This is a genomic window from Bradyrhizobium cytisi, assembly GCF_008123515.1.
Lineage (GTDB): Bacteria > Pseudomonadota > Alphaproteobacteria > Rhizobiales > Xanthobacteraceae > Bradyrhizobium > Bradyrhizobium cytisi.
On record NZ_VSSR01000065.1, the window covers coordinates 47,008 to 61,216 of the forward strand.

The window sequence follows — 14,209 nt, forward strand, 5'->3', positions numbered from 1 at the left end:
CGAGGTCAAGCGGCGGCAGGCCGGGATAGGCCGGGGACGTCAGGAGTTCCACGCAAAAAGGGCGGCTCCTAAGAGCCGCCCTTTTCCGTAGATTGCTGAGCTTGCGATTTAGTTCGCCGCTTTGGGCTTATCGGCTGCCGCCTTGTCGGTGGTGCCGGGCGTCGGCGCCGCGGAGGCGCTGTTCTTGATGCCGTGGAGCAGATCGTCGGCGAGCTTGAGCGCCTTGTCGTCCTTGGCATCCGGCGGGACATAGGACTGCGAGCCGGTCTTCTCGTCGCCGTCGTTCTTGAGATGGCCGCGCAGCGAAGCCTCGCCCTTGGTGTCGGTGCGCGACTTCAGCTCGTCCGGCACCTCCTGGAGCACTTCGATGTCGGGCACGATGCCCTTGGCCTGGATCGACTTGCCCGACGGCGTGTAGTAGCGCGCGGTGGTGAGGCGCAGCGCGCCGTTGCCCGAGCCGAGCGGGATGATGGTCTGCACCGAGCCCTTGCCGAACGAGCGCGTGCCGACGATGGTCGCACGCTTGTGGTCCTGCAGCGCGCCGGCGACGATCTCGGACGCCGAGGCCGAGCCGCCGTTGACGAGCACGATGACCGGCTTGCCCTTGGTGAGGTCGCCCGCGTGCGCGGTGCGGCGCTGGGTCTCCTCGGCGTTGCGGCCGCGGGTCGACACGATCTCGCCCTTCTCCAGGAACGAGTCGGAGACGGTGACGGCCTCCTCGAGCAGGCCGCCCGGATTGTTGCGGAGGTCGATGACGTAGCCCTTGAGCTTGTCGCCGATCTGGGTCGAGAGGTTGGCGACCTCCCTCTTCAGGCCTTCGGTGGTCTGCTCGTTGAAGGTGGTGATGCGGATATAGGCGATGTCGTCAGCCTCGACGCGCGCGCGCACCGAACGGACGCGGATGTTGTCGCGCACCAGCGTGACGTCGATCGGATTGTCCTGGCCCTTGCGGATGATCTTGAGCTTGATCTTGGTGTTGACGGGGCCGCGCATCTTCTCGACCGCCTGGTTCAGGGTCAGGCCCTGCACCGCTTCATCGTCGAGATTGGTGATGATGTCGTTGGCCATGACACCGGCGCGCGAGGCGGGCGTGTCGTCGATCGGCGAGACCACCTTGATAAGGCCGTCCTCCATGGTGACCTCGATGCCGAGGCCGCCGAACTCGCCGCGGGTCTGCACCTGCATGTCGCGGAAGCTCTTGGCGTCCATGTAGCTCGAATGCGGATCGAGGCCGGTGAGCATGCCGCTGATCGCTGATTCGATCAGCTTGGTGTCGTCGGGCTTCTCGACATAGTCGGAGCGCACGCGCTCGAAGACGTCGCCGAACAGATTGAGCTGGCGATAGGTGTCGGCGGTCGCGGCTCGCGCGCTGGAGCCCATGAACACCGCGCGCGGCTGGGTCACGAACAGCGTCAGCGCCGCACCGGTCGCAGCGCTGAGGAGGATAACTGAAGTCTTGCGCATCATCCGCGAACCTTCTCGCCTTCATTTGCGGCCCACCATGGGCCTGGATCGATTGGAGTGCCGTCTTTGCGGAACTCGACATACAGCACAGGTTGACTCGCGTTCGTGGCGAGAATGGAGGCGACTTGAGATGTCGACCCCATGGTCGCGACCGGCTCCCCCGTGAGCACAAATTGTCCGATGTTGACCGAAATGCGCTCCATCCCGGCGATCAGGACATGATACCCGCCCCCGGCATTGAGGATCAAGAGTTGTCCATAGCTGCGGAAGGGGCCGGCATACACCACCCAGCCGTCGCACGGCGTCGTGACCTGCGAACCGGGCTTGGTTGCCAGCGAAATGCCCTTCTGGAGCCCACCGAGCCCATCGGAACCGCCAAAGTCCCTGATCTTGTTACCGTTAACCGGCAACGGCAGGAGTCCCTTGGCTGAGGCGAACAGGATGGCCGGGCTGGTCCGGGAGCGGTCCTTGAACGCGGCCGGGCCGGGTTTGGCGTTGGCGGCCGCGTTTGCCGCTTCCTTGGCCTCGGCCTGCTTTGCGGCCTCGGCCGCCTTCTCGGCCGCCTTGGCTGCGCTTTGCAGGTCCTGCTCCATCTTGGCGATCAGCCCCTGCAGATCGCCGACCTGCTTTGACAGCGTGATGGCGCGCGAATTCTCGGCGTCGAGGTCCTTTTCGCGCGAGGACTGCTGGCGCTGCCGTTCGTCGACCAGGGCGGCGAGCCGGGTCTGGTCGCTGCGGATCCTGTCGCGGTCGGAGGCGAGCTGGTCGCGTTCGCTAGCGATGCTCTTGCGCAAGGTCACGAGCTCGCCGAGTTCGCCTGCGATCTTCTCGGCGCGGCCGCGCAATTCCGGCACGACGGCGCCGAGCAGCATCGCGGTGCGCAGCGATTGCAGCGCATCTTCGGGCCGCACCAGCAGCGCCGGCGGGGTGCGCCGTCCGGCGCGCTGCAGGGCCGCCAGCACCTCGACGATGTCGGCGCGGCGTGAATCGAGCGAGGTGCGGGCCTGCTGCTCGCGGCCGTTCAGCGTCTTCAGCCGCGCCTCGGCCTCGTCGATCTTGGTCTCGACGGTTCGGACATTGGCGGCGGTGTCGATCAATTGCTGATTGAGCTGAGTGCGGTCCTGGCCGAGCGAGGTGATCTCGGCCTTCAGCTTGGCCTGCGCCTCCTCCGCACTCTTCTTGCTTGCGCGCGCGGCTTCCAGCTCCTGCTCGCGCTGCTTGATGGCGTCGGGCGAGATGGCCGCGGTCTGTGGCGCCGGTGCCGCCGTCTGAGCTTGCGCGAGGCTTTCTTCAGCGAAGAGGCTTTCTTCAGCGAAGAGGCTTGCGCCGGCGCAGCTCGCAATCAGCAGCAAATTGAGGATCGGCGCTCGCATCTTGTCGGCAAGGTGCTCGTTGTGGCGCGAATCACGCGCGATGATAGGGATGGCCGGCCAGAATGGTGGCGGCCCGATACAGCTGTTCCAGAAGCATGACGCGGACCATTTGATGCGGCCAGGTCGCAGAGCCGAACGCGATCGCGAGCTTGGCCTTACGGCGCAATTCGGGCGAAAGTCCGTCCGCCCCTCCGATCACGAAGATAGTATGACCGGCGCCCTCGTCGCGCCAGCGCCCGAGATGCCGTGCGAATACGGTGGAATCGAGGTTTTGTCCGCGCTCGTCCAGCGCCACCAGGATCGACTTTTCGGGAATATGCGCGGCGATCGCCGCGGCCTCCTCAGTCATTCGCGTCGCGGTGTCGCGTGCGCGGCTCTCAGGAATTTCGTGGATGGTGAGCTCGCGAAATCCGAGCTTGCGGCCGGCCTCGTCGAACCGCTCGAAATAGCGGTCGGCAAGCTCCCGTTCGGGGCCCTGCTTCAGCCGGCCCACCGCAATGACAGCAACACGCATGAGGTTTCAGAGTCGTGTTTTCGAACCGCGCGCAATCCGCGCGCGCACGACGCTAGCATGCGCGTCAGCCGATTCGAAATCGGCCAGTCGCCTCTAAGATCGCGTCAGATCGCTTTCGCCGCCCCTGGGCCCTGCGTGTACAATCTCTCGAGATTGTAGAACTCACGGACCTCGGGTCTGAACACGTGCACGATCACATCGCCGGAATCGATCAGCACCCAGTCGCAATTGGGCAAGCCCTCGACGTGGATGTTCTTGATGCCGGTTTCCTTGAGGCTCTTTGCGACGTTCTCCGCGATCGCGCCAACGTGCCGGTTCACGCGGCCGGTGGTGACGATCATGTAGTCGGAGTATGCCGATTTGCCGCGAAGGTCGATGGTGACCGTCTCTTCCGCCTTCATGTCGTCGAGGCGGGAGAGGATCAGGTTCAGCGTCTTGTCGGCGTCGGGTTGCGCCTTCAAGGCCGCAGCTTTTGTCGATGTTTTACGCGTCGGTTTCGTAGCCTTGGGTAAAACAGACTTCGTTGAAGCTGACTTGGACAATACAGACGTGGCCAGGGACCATTCCTTTCACTGTATCGCGAGGACCGAATCCGCCCCTCACGGGTTACACTACATCATGTGGGGTTAAGGGTTTCAATATGCCAGAGAGCCCTCAATCCCGCACACTCTGTCTCACTTCGTACCTTTCCAGCTCCCGTCCGGGTTCCGTAAGCCCGTCGAGGAGAGGTTGAGCTTCAATCCGGTCAGGAAGACCCAGGCCGGCGCCGGCTGGTCCGCAAGTAATGCTGCCTTAGTCTCGGGCAGGCGATAGCGCGCGAGCGCCTGGGCCGCGGGCGAGGCAAGGGCACGAAAACTCTGCGGCGGGCGATCGATGACCGCCATCGGCACCTGATCGGCGATGCGCCGCCAGTGCTGCCAACGATGGAATTGAGCGAGGTTGTCGGCGCCCATAATCCAGACAAAGCGCAAGCCACTGAGACGGCGGCGCAAGGTGTTGATCGTGTCGATAGTATAGCGGGTGCGAATGACGGATTCGAGACAGCTGACCTCGATCCTGGAATCGTTGGCGACATCGCGCGCCGCCTGCATGCGCGCGCCGAGCTCATGCAGATTGCCGTTCTCCTTCAGCGGATTCCCCGGCGTCACCAGCCACCACACGCGGTCGAGCTGAAGGCGCTTCAGCGCGAACTGGCTGATCGCGCGGTGGGCCTGGTGCGGCGGATTGAACGAGCCGCCGAGCAGGCCGATGCGCATGCCTTCGGTGTAGGGCGGTATGGCCTGCGCGAAGAAACGTGGCGCGACGAAATTGTTATTCAATGCCCCACGCCTCGCGCCATGCCTTACGGCCGCGTCTGCCCTGTGCCGTGAACGCGATACTTGAAGCTGGTCAACTGCTCGGCACCAACAGGACCACGGGCATGGAAGCGGCCGGTGGCGATGCCGATCTCGGCACCGAAGCCGAACTCGCCGCCATCGGCGAACTGCGTCGAGGCGTTGTGCAGCACGATTGCGGAATCGACCTCGCTGAGGAATTTCTTCGCAGCCAAATCATTCTCGCTCACGATTGCATCGGTGTGATGCGAGCCGTGATCCTGGATGTGCGCGATTGCGCCGTCGACGCCGTCGACCACCTTGGCTGCGATGATCGCGTCGAGATATTCGGTGTCCCAATCGTCTTCGCTGGCAGGTTTTACGCGCGCGTCGGTCTTCTGCACGGCGTCGTCGCCGCGCACCTCGCAGCCGGCCTCGAGCAGCATCTCGACCAGCGGCTTCAGGCTCTTCGCAGCCGCTGCGCGATCGACCAGCAGCGTTTCGGCGGCGCCGCAGACGCCGGTGCGGCGCATCTTGGCATTGAGGACGATCGACTTCGCCATGGTGAGATCGGCGCTGCCATCGATGTAAACGTGATTGACGCCTTCAAGATGCGCGAACACCGGCACGCGCGCTTCCTGCTCGACGCGCGCGACGAGGCTCTTGCCGCCGCGCGGCACAATGACGTCGACGGCGCCGTTGAGGCCCGACAGCATCATACCGACCGCCGCGCGGTCGCGCGTCGGCACCAGCGTGATCGCGGCTTCGGGCAGGCCCGCTTCACGCAGGCCCTGCACCAGGCATTCATGGATGGCACGGCAGGAGCGGAAACTGTCGGAGCCGCCACGCAGGATCACGGCATTGCCGGACTTGAGGCACAGGACGCCGGCGTCCGCGGCAACGTTCGGCCGGCTCTCGAAAATCACGCCGACGACACCGAGCGGCACGCGCACGCGCTCGATGGTCATGCCGTTCGGCCGCTGCCAGCTCTCGGTGACGATGCCGACGGGATCGGCGATACCGCGCACGACCGCGATGCCTTCGGCCATGCCTTCGACACGCGCCGGCGTCAGCGTCAGGCGGTCGATGAAGGAGGAGGTGGCGTTGCCGGACGCGCGCGCCTCGGCGACGTCCTCGGCATTGGCGGCGAGAATCGCTGCAGCATTGCTGCGGATCGCCCGCTCCATGGCCTCCAGCGCCCGGTTCTTCTGCTCCGGCGGCGCCAGCGCCAGCACGCGCGCAGCCGCGCGGGCTTTGGCTGCGAGATCGGACATCAGCGCCTGAAGATCGGCATTGCCGTCAACGGCTTTGAGGGGGGCGGCCATCGGGAATTCAACCTTCTGCTAAGGCAGTGTCCTAGCACGGAAATCCCGCTTTTGCGAAGGGTCGGGCGGGTATGGCAGGGCTTCGGTCGGTGGGTTCGGGCTCGGCCACTGGCCCAGCCCGACGTCATGGCCGGGCCTGACGCGGCCATCCACGTCTTTGCTGGCCCCGAAAGAACGTGGATGCCCGGGACAAGCCCGGGCATGACGGCAAGGCCCTTATCCCCCCACCACCAGATCGTCGCGGTGGATCATCTCGGACCTGCCGCTGCTGCCGAGGATGGTCATCACGTCGGGCGAGGAGCGGCCCTTGATCCGCTCGGCGACCTCGGCGTCATAGGCGATCAGGCCGCGGCCGACCTCGCTGGCGTCGGGGCCGCGGACGATCACGGCGTCGCCGCGGGCGAACTGGCCCTCGACCTTGATCACGCCGGCCGGCAGCAGGCTGGCGCCGGCGCGCAGCGCCGTCACCGCACCGGCGTCGATGGTCAGCGTGCCCTTCGGCTCCAGCGTGCCCGCGATCCAGCGTTTTCGCGAGGTGATGGGATTGGCAGGCGTCAGGAACCAGGTGCAGCGGCCGCCATTGGCGATCGACTGCAGCGGATGCTCGATCTTGCCGGACGCAATCAGCATGTGCGTGCCGCCGGTGGTGGCGATCTTGGCCGCCTCGACCTTGGTGCGCATGCCGCCGCGCGACAGCTCGGACTCGGCGTCTCCTGCCGCCGCCTCGATCTCCGAGGAGATGCTGTCGACCACCGGGATCAGCTTGGCGTTGGGATTGTTCTTCGGCGGGGCGTCGTAGAGCCCGTCGATGTCGGACAGCAGCACCAGCAGATCGGCGCTCGCCATGGTGGCGACGCGCGCGGCGAGGCGGTCATTGTCGCCGTAGCGGATCTCGTTGGTCGCGACAGTGTCGTTCTCGTTGATCACTGGGATCGCGCGCCACTCCAGAAGCTTGCCGATGGTGGAGCGGGCGTTGAGATAACGGCGGCGCTCCTCGGTGTCCTGCAGCGTCACCAAAATCTGTCCGGCGCCGATGCCATGCGCGCCAAGCACCTCCGACCAGATTCGCGCCAGCGCAATCTGGCCGACGGCGGCGGCAGCCTGGCTCTCCTCCAGCTTCAGCGGCCCGCGCGGCAGCTTGAGCCGGCTGCGGCCGAGTGCGATCGAGCCCGAGGACACCACGAGGACGTCGCGCCCTTCCTGGTGCAGCTTGGCCATGTCGTCGGCGAGCGCGGCGAGCCACGATGCCCGCACCTCGCCCCGGTCGGAATCGACCAGCAGCGCGGAGCCGACCTTGACGACGATGCGGCGGAATTGACTGAGCTCGGGGCTGGCCATGTCTGTAGGTGCTGGCGCGTGTGACGAATTGCTCTGGAAACGGCGGCGCGGAGAATGGCGCCGGTTAAGGCCTGCTTTTGCAGCAGGACGATGGCCGGCGCAAGGCGGGCGGGATCGTAAACGGCGAAGGTCGGCCTTGTCTTGCCGGCCAGCCCGGTTCTAATGCCGCCAACCAATAGCGGGCTGGACGAGGAAACCAATGGATCGCCGCAAATTCATGGCCGGATGTCTCGGGTTGCCGCTGCCGTCGCAGGTGGGTGGGGCAAAAGCGCAGGCCGGGCTGAGCAAGGTCATCTTCCCGTTCGCGGCGGGGGCGGGCGGCGACACGCTGTGTCGGCTGATCGCGCAGGAGATGGCGCCGGTGCTGCAACGGACCATCGTGGTCGAGAACCGTACCGGCGGTGACGGTCTGATCGGTATCAAGGCGGTGAAAGGTGCAAGCCCCGACGGCAGCATGGTGCTGGTGACGACGGGGCCGACCATGTACCTGCTGCCGATGGTGGAGACGGCACCGAGCTTCGATACGGCGAAGGATTTCATGCCGGTCTCCCTGCTTGCGCGGTTCGAGTTCGCCGTCGTGATCGGTCCGGGGATCGATGCCTCGGATTTCAAGGGATTCGTCGCGTGGCTGAAGGCACATCCCGACAAGACGTCGTTCGGGGTGCCGAGCAACGGCACCATTCCGCATTTCATGGGCTCCAAGCTCGAGAAGGATCTCGGCATTCCGCTGACGCGCGTGCCTTATCGTGGCAGCGCGCCGATCCTCAACGACATCATCGGCGGCCACATCTCGTTTGGGATCACCACGCTGGCGGATGCGCTGCCGCAGCATCGCGCCAAGGGTGTGACGATCATTGCGGTCTCGAGCCCGGAGCGGTCGCCGTTCGCGCCCGACGTTCCGACGCTGAAGGAGAGCGGCATCGATCTCGTCGCCGATGCCTGGTACGGCATGTGGCTTCCCGCCGGCAGTCCGCCGGAGTTTGCGAGCAAGCTCGGCGCCGCCGCGAGCGCAGCGCTTGCCAAGCCCGAGGTGAGAGAGAAACTGACGGCGATCGGCCTGATCCCGGTCGGCAGCACCGCGGATGGACTGAGCAAGGAGCTCGCAGCGAAACACGGCGTTCTGGCAGCCGATCGTGAAGGCGACGGGATACAAGATCGAGAATTAGGCTCGGCTCGTGCCAAACACTCCGTCGTCATGCCCGGGCTTGTCCCGGGCATCCACGTCTTGCGTCAGGCTCGGCTACGCGTGGATGGCCGGGTCAAGCCCGGCCATGACGAGTTGAGAGAGCTTTGCTCCCTCACTTATAACTTCGCGCGCTGTGCGATGCCGTCCTTGATCGACGCAAGCTCGGCCTCATCCCAGACGCCGATCAGAATCCCGCCCTTCACCTGGAGCTGGCTGTCGGCATAGTTCGCGATCTTCTCGCGGGGCGTGGTGATGTGGTCGTTGGGATGCAGCGCCCAGTCGAACAGCTCGGCCTGCAACCGCGCGATGACGCCGGCACACTCCGGATCGTCGCCGCGATCCAAGAACTCGTCCGGATCGGTTTCGAGGTCGTACAGCATCGGGCGGAAGCCGGAGGCGTGGATGTATTTCCAGCGGCCGTCGAACACCATGAACAGCCGGCAGCGCTCGATCGGCTGGTTCAGCTTCAGCCGCACATCCTGCATGGCGTAGTCATATTCGGAGAACGCCACCTTGCGCCAATCGCCCGGTGTCGGGCCGCGCAGCAGCGGCAGCAGCGAACGTCCTTCGAGGATGTGTCCCGGCACCTTGCCGCCGAAATAATCGACGAAAGTCGGCGCGAGATCGATGCCCTCCACCAGCGCATCGCAGCGTGTGCCGCGCGTGGCGTCGGCCTCCTTCGATGGGTCGATGATGATCAGCGGGATCTTTGCCGACTGCTCGTGGAACAGATCCTTCTCGCCCATCCAGTGATCGCCGAGATAGTCGCCGTGATCGGAGGTGAACACGATCATGGTTGTTTCCGTGAGGCCGCGTTCCTCCAGGAACTTCATCAGCACGCCCATTTGATCATCGATCTGGGTGATCAGGCCCATATAGGTCGGGATCACCTTCTCGCGGGCATCGTCGCGCGCCATGTTGCGGGAGTAGCGCATGTCCATGTAGGCGCCGAACACCGGATGCGGATTTTGCCGCTCGCGCTCGGAGCGGATCGCCGGGATCATGTCATCGGTCGAATACATGCTCGCATAGGGCTCTGGCGCGATGTAGGGCCAGTGCGGCTTGATGTAGGACAGATGCAGGCACCACGGCCGGCCGTCGGTCTCGGCCTCGCCGATGAAGTCCATCGCGCGGCGCGTCATGTAGGGCGTCTCGGAATGCTCGTCAGGCACGCGCGCGGCCTTGTCGGCGTGCACCAGCAGCCAGCCGTTCTGCAACGAGCCGTCCTCCGCTGCGCCTGAATTGGCCCAATGCTCCCACGGGTTGGTGGCTTCAAAGCCTTGGCTGCGCAGATACTCGTCGTACTTCGGCCTTGGCCGGCCGGTCGGATGCAATCCGTCGTCGCGCTCATAAGGCTCGAAGCCGCACTCGGCGACGTGCACGCCGATCATCGATTCCGGCGGGATGCCGAGCGCCTTCATGCCTTCGAGGTCGGGTGCCATGTGGGTCTTGCCGACCAGCACGTTGCGCACGCCGATTGTCTTGAGGTGATCGCCGAGGGTGGGCTCACCGACGCGCAGCGGCCAGCCGTTCCAGTGCGAGCCGTGCGAGCGCATGTAGCGGCCGGTGTAGAACGACATTCGCGACGGGCCGCAGATCGGCGACTGCACATAGGCCTTCGAGAACAGCACGCCACGCTTCGCCATGGCGTCGATGTTCGGCGTTTTCAGCGTGGGGTGGCCTGTGCAGCCGAGATAATCATAGCGAAGCTGGTCGCACATGATCCAGAGAACGTTTTTTGCGCGCGGCATGCCTCGCCCCGGTCGTTTCTTGATTGTTCGATGCTGCGCTATTGCGCTAGCGAAGACAAGCGGGCCGCCCTTACGCCGACCACGGCTCCGCTTCGGCCGCGCTCTTGGCCTTGGCCGAGACCGGGGCCTCGCCGATCACATCCACCAACGCGCGCAACGCTTCCTTGACGCCGTCGCCGGTGATGCCCGAGAGCAGCAGCGGCGTCTTCTTGGCGGCGCGCTTCAGCCGCTCCTTCTGCTTCTTCAGCTCGTCCGGCTCGACCGCGTCGATCTTGTTCAGCGCGACGATCTCGATCTTGTCGGTGAGCAGCCCGCCATAGGCGTCGAGCTCCTTGCGCACGGTCTTGTAGGCCTTGCCGGCATGCTCGCAGGTGGCATCGATCAGATGCAGCAGCACGCGGCAGCGCTCGACGTGGCCGAGGAAGCGGTCGCCGAGGCCGGTGCCTTCGTGCGCGCCTTCGATCAGGCCGGGAATGTCGGCGAGCACGAATTCGCGGCCGTCGGCGTTCACGACCCCAAGCTGCGGATGCAGTGTGGTGAAGGGATAGTCGGCGATCTTCGGCTTGGCCGCGCTGACCTTGGAGAGGAAGGTCGACTTGCCGGCATTGGGCATGCCGACGAGACCGGCATCCGCGATCAGCTTCAGCCGCAGCCAGATCCAGCGCTCCTCGCCGGGCTGGCCGGGATTGGCGTTGCGCGGCGCGCGGTTGGTCGAGGACTTGAAATGTGCGTTGCCGAAGCCGCCATTGCCGCCTTCGGCGAGCACAAACTTTTCGCCGAGATTGGTGAAGTCGTGGATCAGCGTCTCGCGATCTTCGTCGAAGATCTGCGTGCCCATGGGAACCCTGAGCACGATCGCCTTGCCGTTGGCGCCGTGGCGGTCCGAGCCCGCGCCGTTCTCGCCCTTCTGGGCCTTGAAATGCTGCTGGTAGCGGTAGTCGATCAGCGTATTGAGGCCGTCGGCGACTTCGAGGATGACACTGCCGCCGCGGCCGCCATTGCCGCCGGACGGGCCGCCGAATTCGATGAACTTCTCGCGGCGGAACGCCACGCAGCCGTTGCCGCCGTCACCGGAGCGGATATAGACCTTTGCTTCGTCGAGGAATTTCATGGGCCATAGGTAGGCCAGCCGGTCCCGCGCGGCAACCCGGGCTTACCCGCAAATCGGCCGAATTTCGGCGAATCTGGCCCCTTGCTTAACCAGCCGGCCCGCGCCGGATCGGGGAGTGCGACAATCCGTTCAATTTGAGGTGGCGGGCTTGTCCCCGTCGCCCACGTCATTAAAACAGCCCCAAGCGACACCACTTGCCGATTCCCGATGCTCTCTCCCCCGAGTTCTCGAAGCAAACTCGTCAATGCCCTTCTTCAAGAATCTCTCCGCCTATGACGACCGCTCGGCGCGCCTCGCAGGCATCGCCCTCATGGTGCTGTCGATCTTCATGTTCTCGTTCGGCGACGCCATGGGCAAGTTCCTGGTCGGGACGTATTCGGTGGGGCAGCTGCTGTTCCTGCGCGCCTGCGCGGCGCTGCTGCTGCTGTCGCCGCTGATCTGGCGGCAGCGTCATCAGTTCCTGCAGCTGGAGCGGCCGCGCCTGCAGCTGTTTCGCGTGGTGCTGTCGACGCTGGAGGTCGCGGCGTTCTTCCTCGCCACCGTCTATCTGCCGCTCGCCGACGTCATCACCTATTATCTTGCCGGCCCCATCTTCGTCACCGCGATGTCGGCGATCTTTCTGGGCGAGAAGGTCGGCTGGCGGCGCTGGACCGCGATCCTGATCGGCTTTTGCGGCGTGCTGATTGCGCTGCGGCCATCGGCGCAGACCGTGAGCCTGCCGGCGCTGATCGCGCTCGGCGGCAGCCTGTCGTTTGCAACCCTGATGCTGATCACCCGCAGCCTGCGCAAGACGCCCGACATCGTGATGGCGTCCTCGCAGTTCATCGGGACGTTTTCGCTGGGCGCTGTGCTGTCGGCATTCCACTGGGTGCCGCCGACGCCGGGCAGCCTCGTGTTCTTCGCGCTGGCCGGATGCATCTCGGTCACCGCACTATTCTGCGTCAACCGCTCGCTGAAGCTCGCGCCGGCGAGCGTGGTGGTGCCCTACCAATATTCGATGATCGTCTGGGCGGTGATCTTCGGCTTCGTCGTGTTCGGCGATGTCCCGTCGGTCGCCACCATCGTCGGCGCCGTGATCATCATCGGCGCCGGCTTCTACATCTATCTGCGCGAGCGGGATCTCGGCCGCGCCGGCGGAGATGTTACTCCGCCGGCCTAGTCCCTTACCCTCCCCTGGAGGGTAAGCGCCCCGCCTACCTCATGCGCCGCGCGCTGCTCCAGCTCTTCAACGACGACCACACCCCGCGCGAGAGGCGGAAGCAGTCGACCGGCGTCGACGAGCCCAGCGCCAGGAAACGATGCAGCTGCACGCCGCTCCACTGGAAGCCGCACTTCTCCAGCACGTTGCGCGAGGCCGGGTTGGTGACGCGCGCACCTGAATAGAGGTGATCGTCCTCGAACTCCTCGAAGAAGAAGTCGATGGCGCCGCGCGCGGCCTCGGTGGCAAAGCCCCGGCCCCAATGCTCGACGCCGAGCCAGTAGCCGAGCTCGGCATTGTCGGGCGTGGAGCGGTCGATACCGACCATGCCGACCGGCGTGGTGTCGTACTCGATCAGGAACACGGTCTCGCTGCCGAGTGCGGCGGTGGCGCGGACGAATGCGACGGCATCGTCCTGCGAATAGGGATGGGGGAGGCGGCGGGTGTTTTCCGCGACGCGGCGGTCGTTGGCGAGGCGGGCGATGGTCCTGACGTCGGCGAGTGTCGGCCGCCGCAAGGTCAGCCGTTCGGTGGCGACGACACCAGGTCTCGCCTCCCGCAAGGTCACGCTCGAGAAATCCTGCAACATGTCCGGCTCCGTCAAAGTCACTAAGTGAAAAGTGAGCTCGTCAAACGAAAAGGGGGAGGCCGGTTTCCCTGCCTCCCCCCGGAGCCTTCGATCTCTATCGATCTCTGGAGCTCCGCCGGTTCGGTCAAGGACCCGGCGGACTCCAAATGAGATCCACCGTCTATTCAGCAGCCTCTGCGAGCGGGAGTACCGCTACGAAGGTGCGGCCGTTGGCTTTGGCCTGGAATTCAACGCGACCCTCGATCTTGGCGAACAGGGTGTGGTCCGTGCCCATGCCGACATTAAGGCCTGGATGCCAGGTGGTGCCGCGCTGACGCGCGATGATGTTGCCGGGAATCACGTGCTCCCCGCCGAACACCTTGACGCCGAGTCGCTTACCCTTTGAATCGCGACCGTTGCGCGATGAACCGCCTGCTTTTTTGTGAGCCATGGCTCGTCTCCGAAATCCTGCGTATGTCTAGGTCAATTCCTTGACGGAATCATTTCAAAATCTCTCACGCATCAATTCGTGAATTGGCGTGATCGATTTTATGCGGCGTCGGCTTCCTTGTCGGCTTCCTTCGCCACCTTTTCCCGCTTCGGACGCGGGCCCTTGGTGGGCTTGGCGCCGTCCGTCAGGATCTCGGAGATGCGGAGAACCGTGATCTCGTCGCGATAGCCACGCTTGCGGCGCGAATTCTTGCGGCGGCGCTTCTTGAACGCGATGACCTTCGGCCCGCGCTTGTGGTCGAGCACCTCGACGGCCACGGTCGCACCGGCCACCGTGGGCAGACCCAGCACCGGCGTGTCGCCGCCGACCATAAGAACTTCGCTCAGCTGCACGATCGTGCCGACTTCGCCTTCGATCTTGCCTACTTCCAGGACATCATCCGGAACGACGCGGTACTGCCGGCCGCCGGTTTTGATGACTGCGAACATCGTTGTTTTCCTTCGTGTTCAATCCCGGCCTCGCGACATATTGTCGGGGCCGGCTTTTTGTCAGTCGCTATGGGTTTATGCGCGTTTTGTGCGGGCGGGAGTTATCCCTTTGAAAACCCACGCAAAAAC

The 14,209-nt window shown here is 64.9% G+C and carries 14 protein-coding genes; 2 read left to right on the top strand and 12 right to left on the bottom strand.

Translation table 11 applies throughout. From position 1 onward, the window contains the following. Positions 1-108 precede the first annotated feature (108 nt). The 7 genes from FXB38_RS32960 to proB all read right to left on the bottom strand — a co-directional run bounded on the left by FXB38_RS32960 (position 109) and on the right by proB (position 7,327). The gene (locus FXB38_RS32960; protein ID WP_148755142.1) at positions 109-1,467 is read right to left on the bottom strand and encodes a S41 family peptidase; all 1,359 of its coding nucleotides are present in this window, start codon (positions 1,465-1,467) and stop codon (positions 109-111) included. Then, positions 1,464-2,837 (bottom strand): murein hydrolase activator EnvC family protein, encoded by a 1,374-nt coding sequence (locus FXB38_RS32965; protein WP_148755143.1) that lies wholly within the window; start codon positions 2,835-2,837, stop codon positions 1,464-1,466. The genes FXB38_RS32960 and FXB38_RS32965 overlap by 4 nt, the downstream gene beginning before the upstream one ends. A gap of 31 nt (positions 2,838-2,868) precedes the next feature. Continuing rightward, the gene (rlmH, locus tag FXB38_RS32970) at positions 2,869-3,351 is read right to left on the bottom strand and encodes a 23S rRNA (pseudouridine(1915)-N(3))-methyltransferase RlmH (RefSeq protein WP_148755144.1); all 483 of its coding nucleotides are present in this window, start codon (positions 3,349-3,351) and stop codon (positions 2,869-2,871) included. Positions 3,352-3,455: 104 nt separating this feature from the next. Continuing rightward, positions 3,456-3,812, bottom strand: a complete 357-nt coding sequence (rsfS, locus tag FXB38_RS32975) for a ribosome silencing factor (protein WP_148755145.1) — start codon at positions 3,810-3,812, stop codon at positions 3,456-3,458. Positions 3,813-4,025: 213 nt separating this feature from the next. After that, entirely contained in the window at positions 4,026-4,670 is a 645-nt protein-coding gene (locus FXB38_RS32980; protein ID WP_148755146.1) for a nicotinate-nucleotide adenylyltransferase, read from the bottom strand. Positions 4,671-4,693: 23 nt separating this feature from the next. Next, complete coding sequence (locus FXB38_RS32985) at positions 4,694-5,989, bottom strand: glutamate-5-semialdehyde dehydrogenase (RefSeq protein WP_148755147.1); 1,296 nt, start codon at positions 5,987-5,989, stop codon at positions 4,694-4,696. 216 nt (positions 5,990-6,205) lie between these two features. Continuing rightward, positions 6,206-7,327 carry a glutamate 5-kinase gene (gene proB, locus FXB38_RS32990; RefSeq protein ID WP_148755148.1) on the bottom strand — a complete coding sequence of 374 codons (1,122 nt, stop codon included), beginning with the start codon at positions 7,325-7,327 and terminating at the stop codon, positions 6,206-6,208. Between the two features lie 199 nt (positions 7,328-7,526). On the opposite strand from proB, the gene FXB38_RS32995 reads away from it, so the two are divergent. Further along, on the top strand, positions 7,527-8,738 hold the full coding sequence (locus FXB38_RS32995) for a Bug family tripartite tricarboxylate transporter substrate binding protein (RefSeq protein ID WP_246230314.1): 1,212 nt from the start codon (positions 7,527-7,529) through the stop codon (positions 8,736-8,738). Here the strand turns inward: FXB38_RS32995 and FXB38_RS33000 are convergent. Both FXB38_RS33000 and obgE read right to left on the bottom strand, forming a co-directional pair. Beyond that, positions 8,630-10,264, bottom strand: coding sequence for an alkaline phosphatase family protein (locus FXB38_RS33000; protein WP_148755149.1), 1,635 nt, complete (start codon positions 10,262-10,264; stop codon positions 8,630-8,632). The genes FXB38_RS32995 and FXB38_RS33000 overlap by 109 nt on opposite strands. Before the next feature lie 70 nt (positions 10,265-10,334). Further along, a complete protein-coding gene (obgE, locus tag FXB38_RS33005; RefSeq protein ID WP_148755150.1) occupies positions 10,335-11,375 on the bottom strand; it encodes a GTPase ObgE in 1,041 nt (346 codons plus the stop codon). A 244-nt stretch (positions 11,376-11,619) separates the two neighbouring features. Between obgE and FXB38_RS33010 the strand changes: the two genes are divergently transcribed. Continuing rightward, entirely contained in the window at positions 11,620-12,534 is a 915-nt protein-coding gene (locus tag FXB38_RS33010) for a DMT family transporter (RefSeq protein WP_148755151.1), read from the top strand. A 34-nt stretch (positions 12,535-12,568) separates the two neighbouring features. Here the strand turns inward: FXB38_RS33010 and FXB38_RS33015 are convergent, their stop codons facing one another. From FXB38_RS33015 to rplU, 3 genes are all read right to left on the bottom strand, one after another. Then, on the bottom strand, positions 12,569-13,162 hold the full coding sequence (locus tag FXB38_RS33015; RefSeq protein WP_187435305.1) for a GNAT family N-acetyltransferase: 594 nt from the start codon (positions 13,160-13,162) through the stop codon (positions 12,569-12,571). A 160-nt stretch (positions 13,163-13,322) separates the two neighbouring features. Further along, positions 13,323-13,592 (bottom strand): 50S ribosomal protein L27, encoded by a 270-nt coding sequence (gene rpmA, locus FXB38_RS33020; RefSeq protein ID WP_128962840.1) that lies wholly within the window; start codon positions 13,590-13,592, stop codon positions 13,323-13,325. Between the two features lie 98 nt (positions 13,593-13,690). After that, the gene (gene rplU / locus FXB38_RS33025; RefSeq protein WP_148755153.1) at positions 13,691-14,080 is read right to left on the bottom strand and encodes a 50S ribosomal protein L21; all 390 of its coding nucleotides are present in this window, start codon (positions 14,078-14,080) and stop codon (positions 13,691-13,693) included. Between the last annotated feature and the right edge of the window lie 129 nt (positions 14,081-14,209).

Bases quoted from the DNA above. Each gene is read 5' to 3' on its own strand.
- FXB38_RS32960 (WP_148755142.1), bottom strand. From the start codon at position 1,467: ATGATGCGCAAGACTTCAGTTATCCTCCTCAGCGCTGCGACCGGTGCG.
- FXB38_RS32965 (WP_148755143.1), bottom strand. From the start codon at position 2,837: ATGCGAGCGCCGATCCTCAATTTGCTGCTGATTGCGAGCTGCGCCGGC.
- rlmH (WP_148755144.1), bottom strand. From the start codon at position 3,351: ATGCGTGTTGCTGTCATTGCGGTGGGCCGGCTGAAGCAGGGCCCCGAA.
- FXB38_RS32985 (WP_148755147.1), bottom strand. From the start codon at position 5,989: ATGGCCGCCCCCCTCAAAGCCGTTGACGGCAATGCCGATCTTCAGGCG.
- proB (WP_148755148.1), bottom strand. From the start codon at position 7,327: ATGGCCAGCCCCGAGCTCAGTCAATTCCGCCGCATCGTCGTCAAGGTC.
- FXB38_RS32995 (WP_246230314.1), top strand. From the start codon at position 7,527: ATGGATCGCCGCAAATTCATGGCCGGATGTCTCGGGTTGCCGCTGCCG.
- FXB38_RS33000 (WP_148755149.1), bottom strand. From the start codon at position 10,264: ATGCCGCGCGCAAAAAACGTTCTCTGGATCATGTGCGACCAGCTTCGC.
- obgE (WP_148755150.1), bottom strand. From the start codon at position 11,375: ATGAAATTCCTCGACGAAGCAAAGGTCTATATCCGCTCCGGTGACGGC.
- FXB38_RS33010 (WP_148755151.1), top strand. From the start codon at position 11,620: ATGCCCTTCTTCAAGAATCTCTCCGCCTATGACGACCGCTCGGCGCGC.
- FXB38_RS33015 (WP_187435305.1), bottom strand. From the start codon at position 13,162: ATGTTGCAGGATTTCTCGAGCGTGACCTTGCGGGAGGCGAGACCTGGT.
- rpmA (WP_128962840.1), bottom strand. From the start codon at position 13,592: ATGGCTCACAAAAAAGCAGGCGGTTCATCGCGCAACGGTCGCGATTCA.
- rplU (WP_148755153.1), bottom strand. From the start codon at position 14,080: ATGTTCGCAGTCATCAAAACCGGCGGCCGGCAGTACCGCGTCGTTCCG.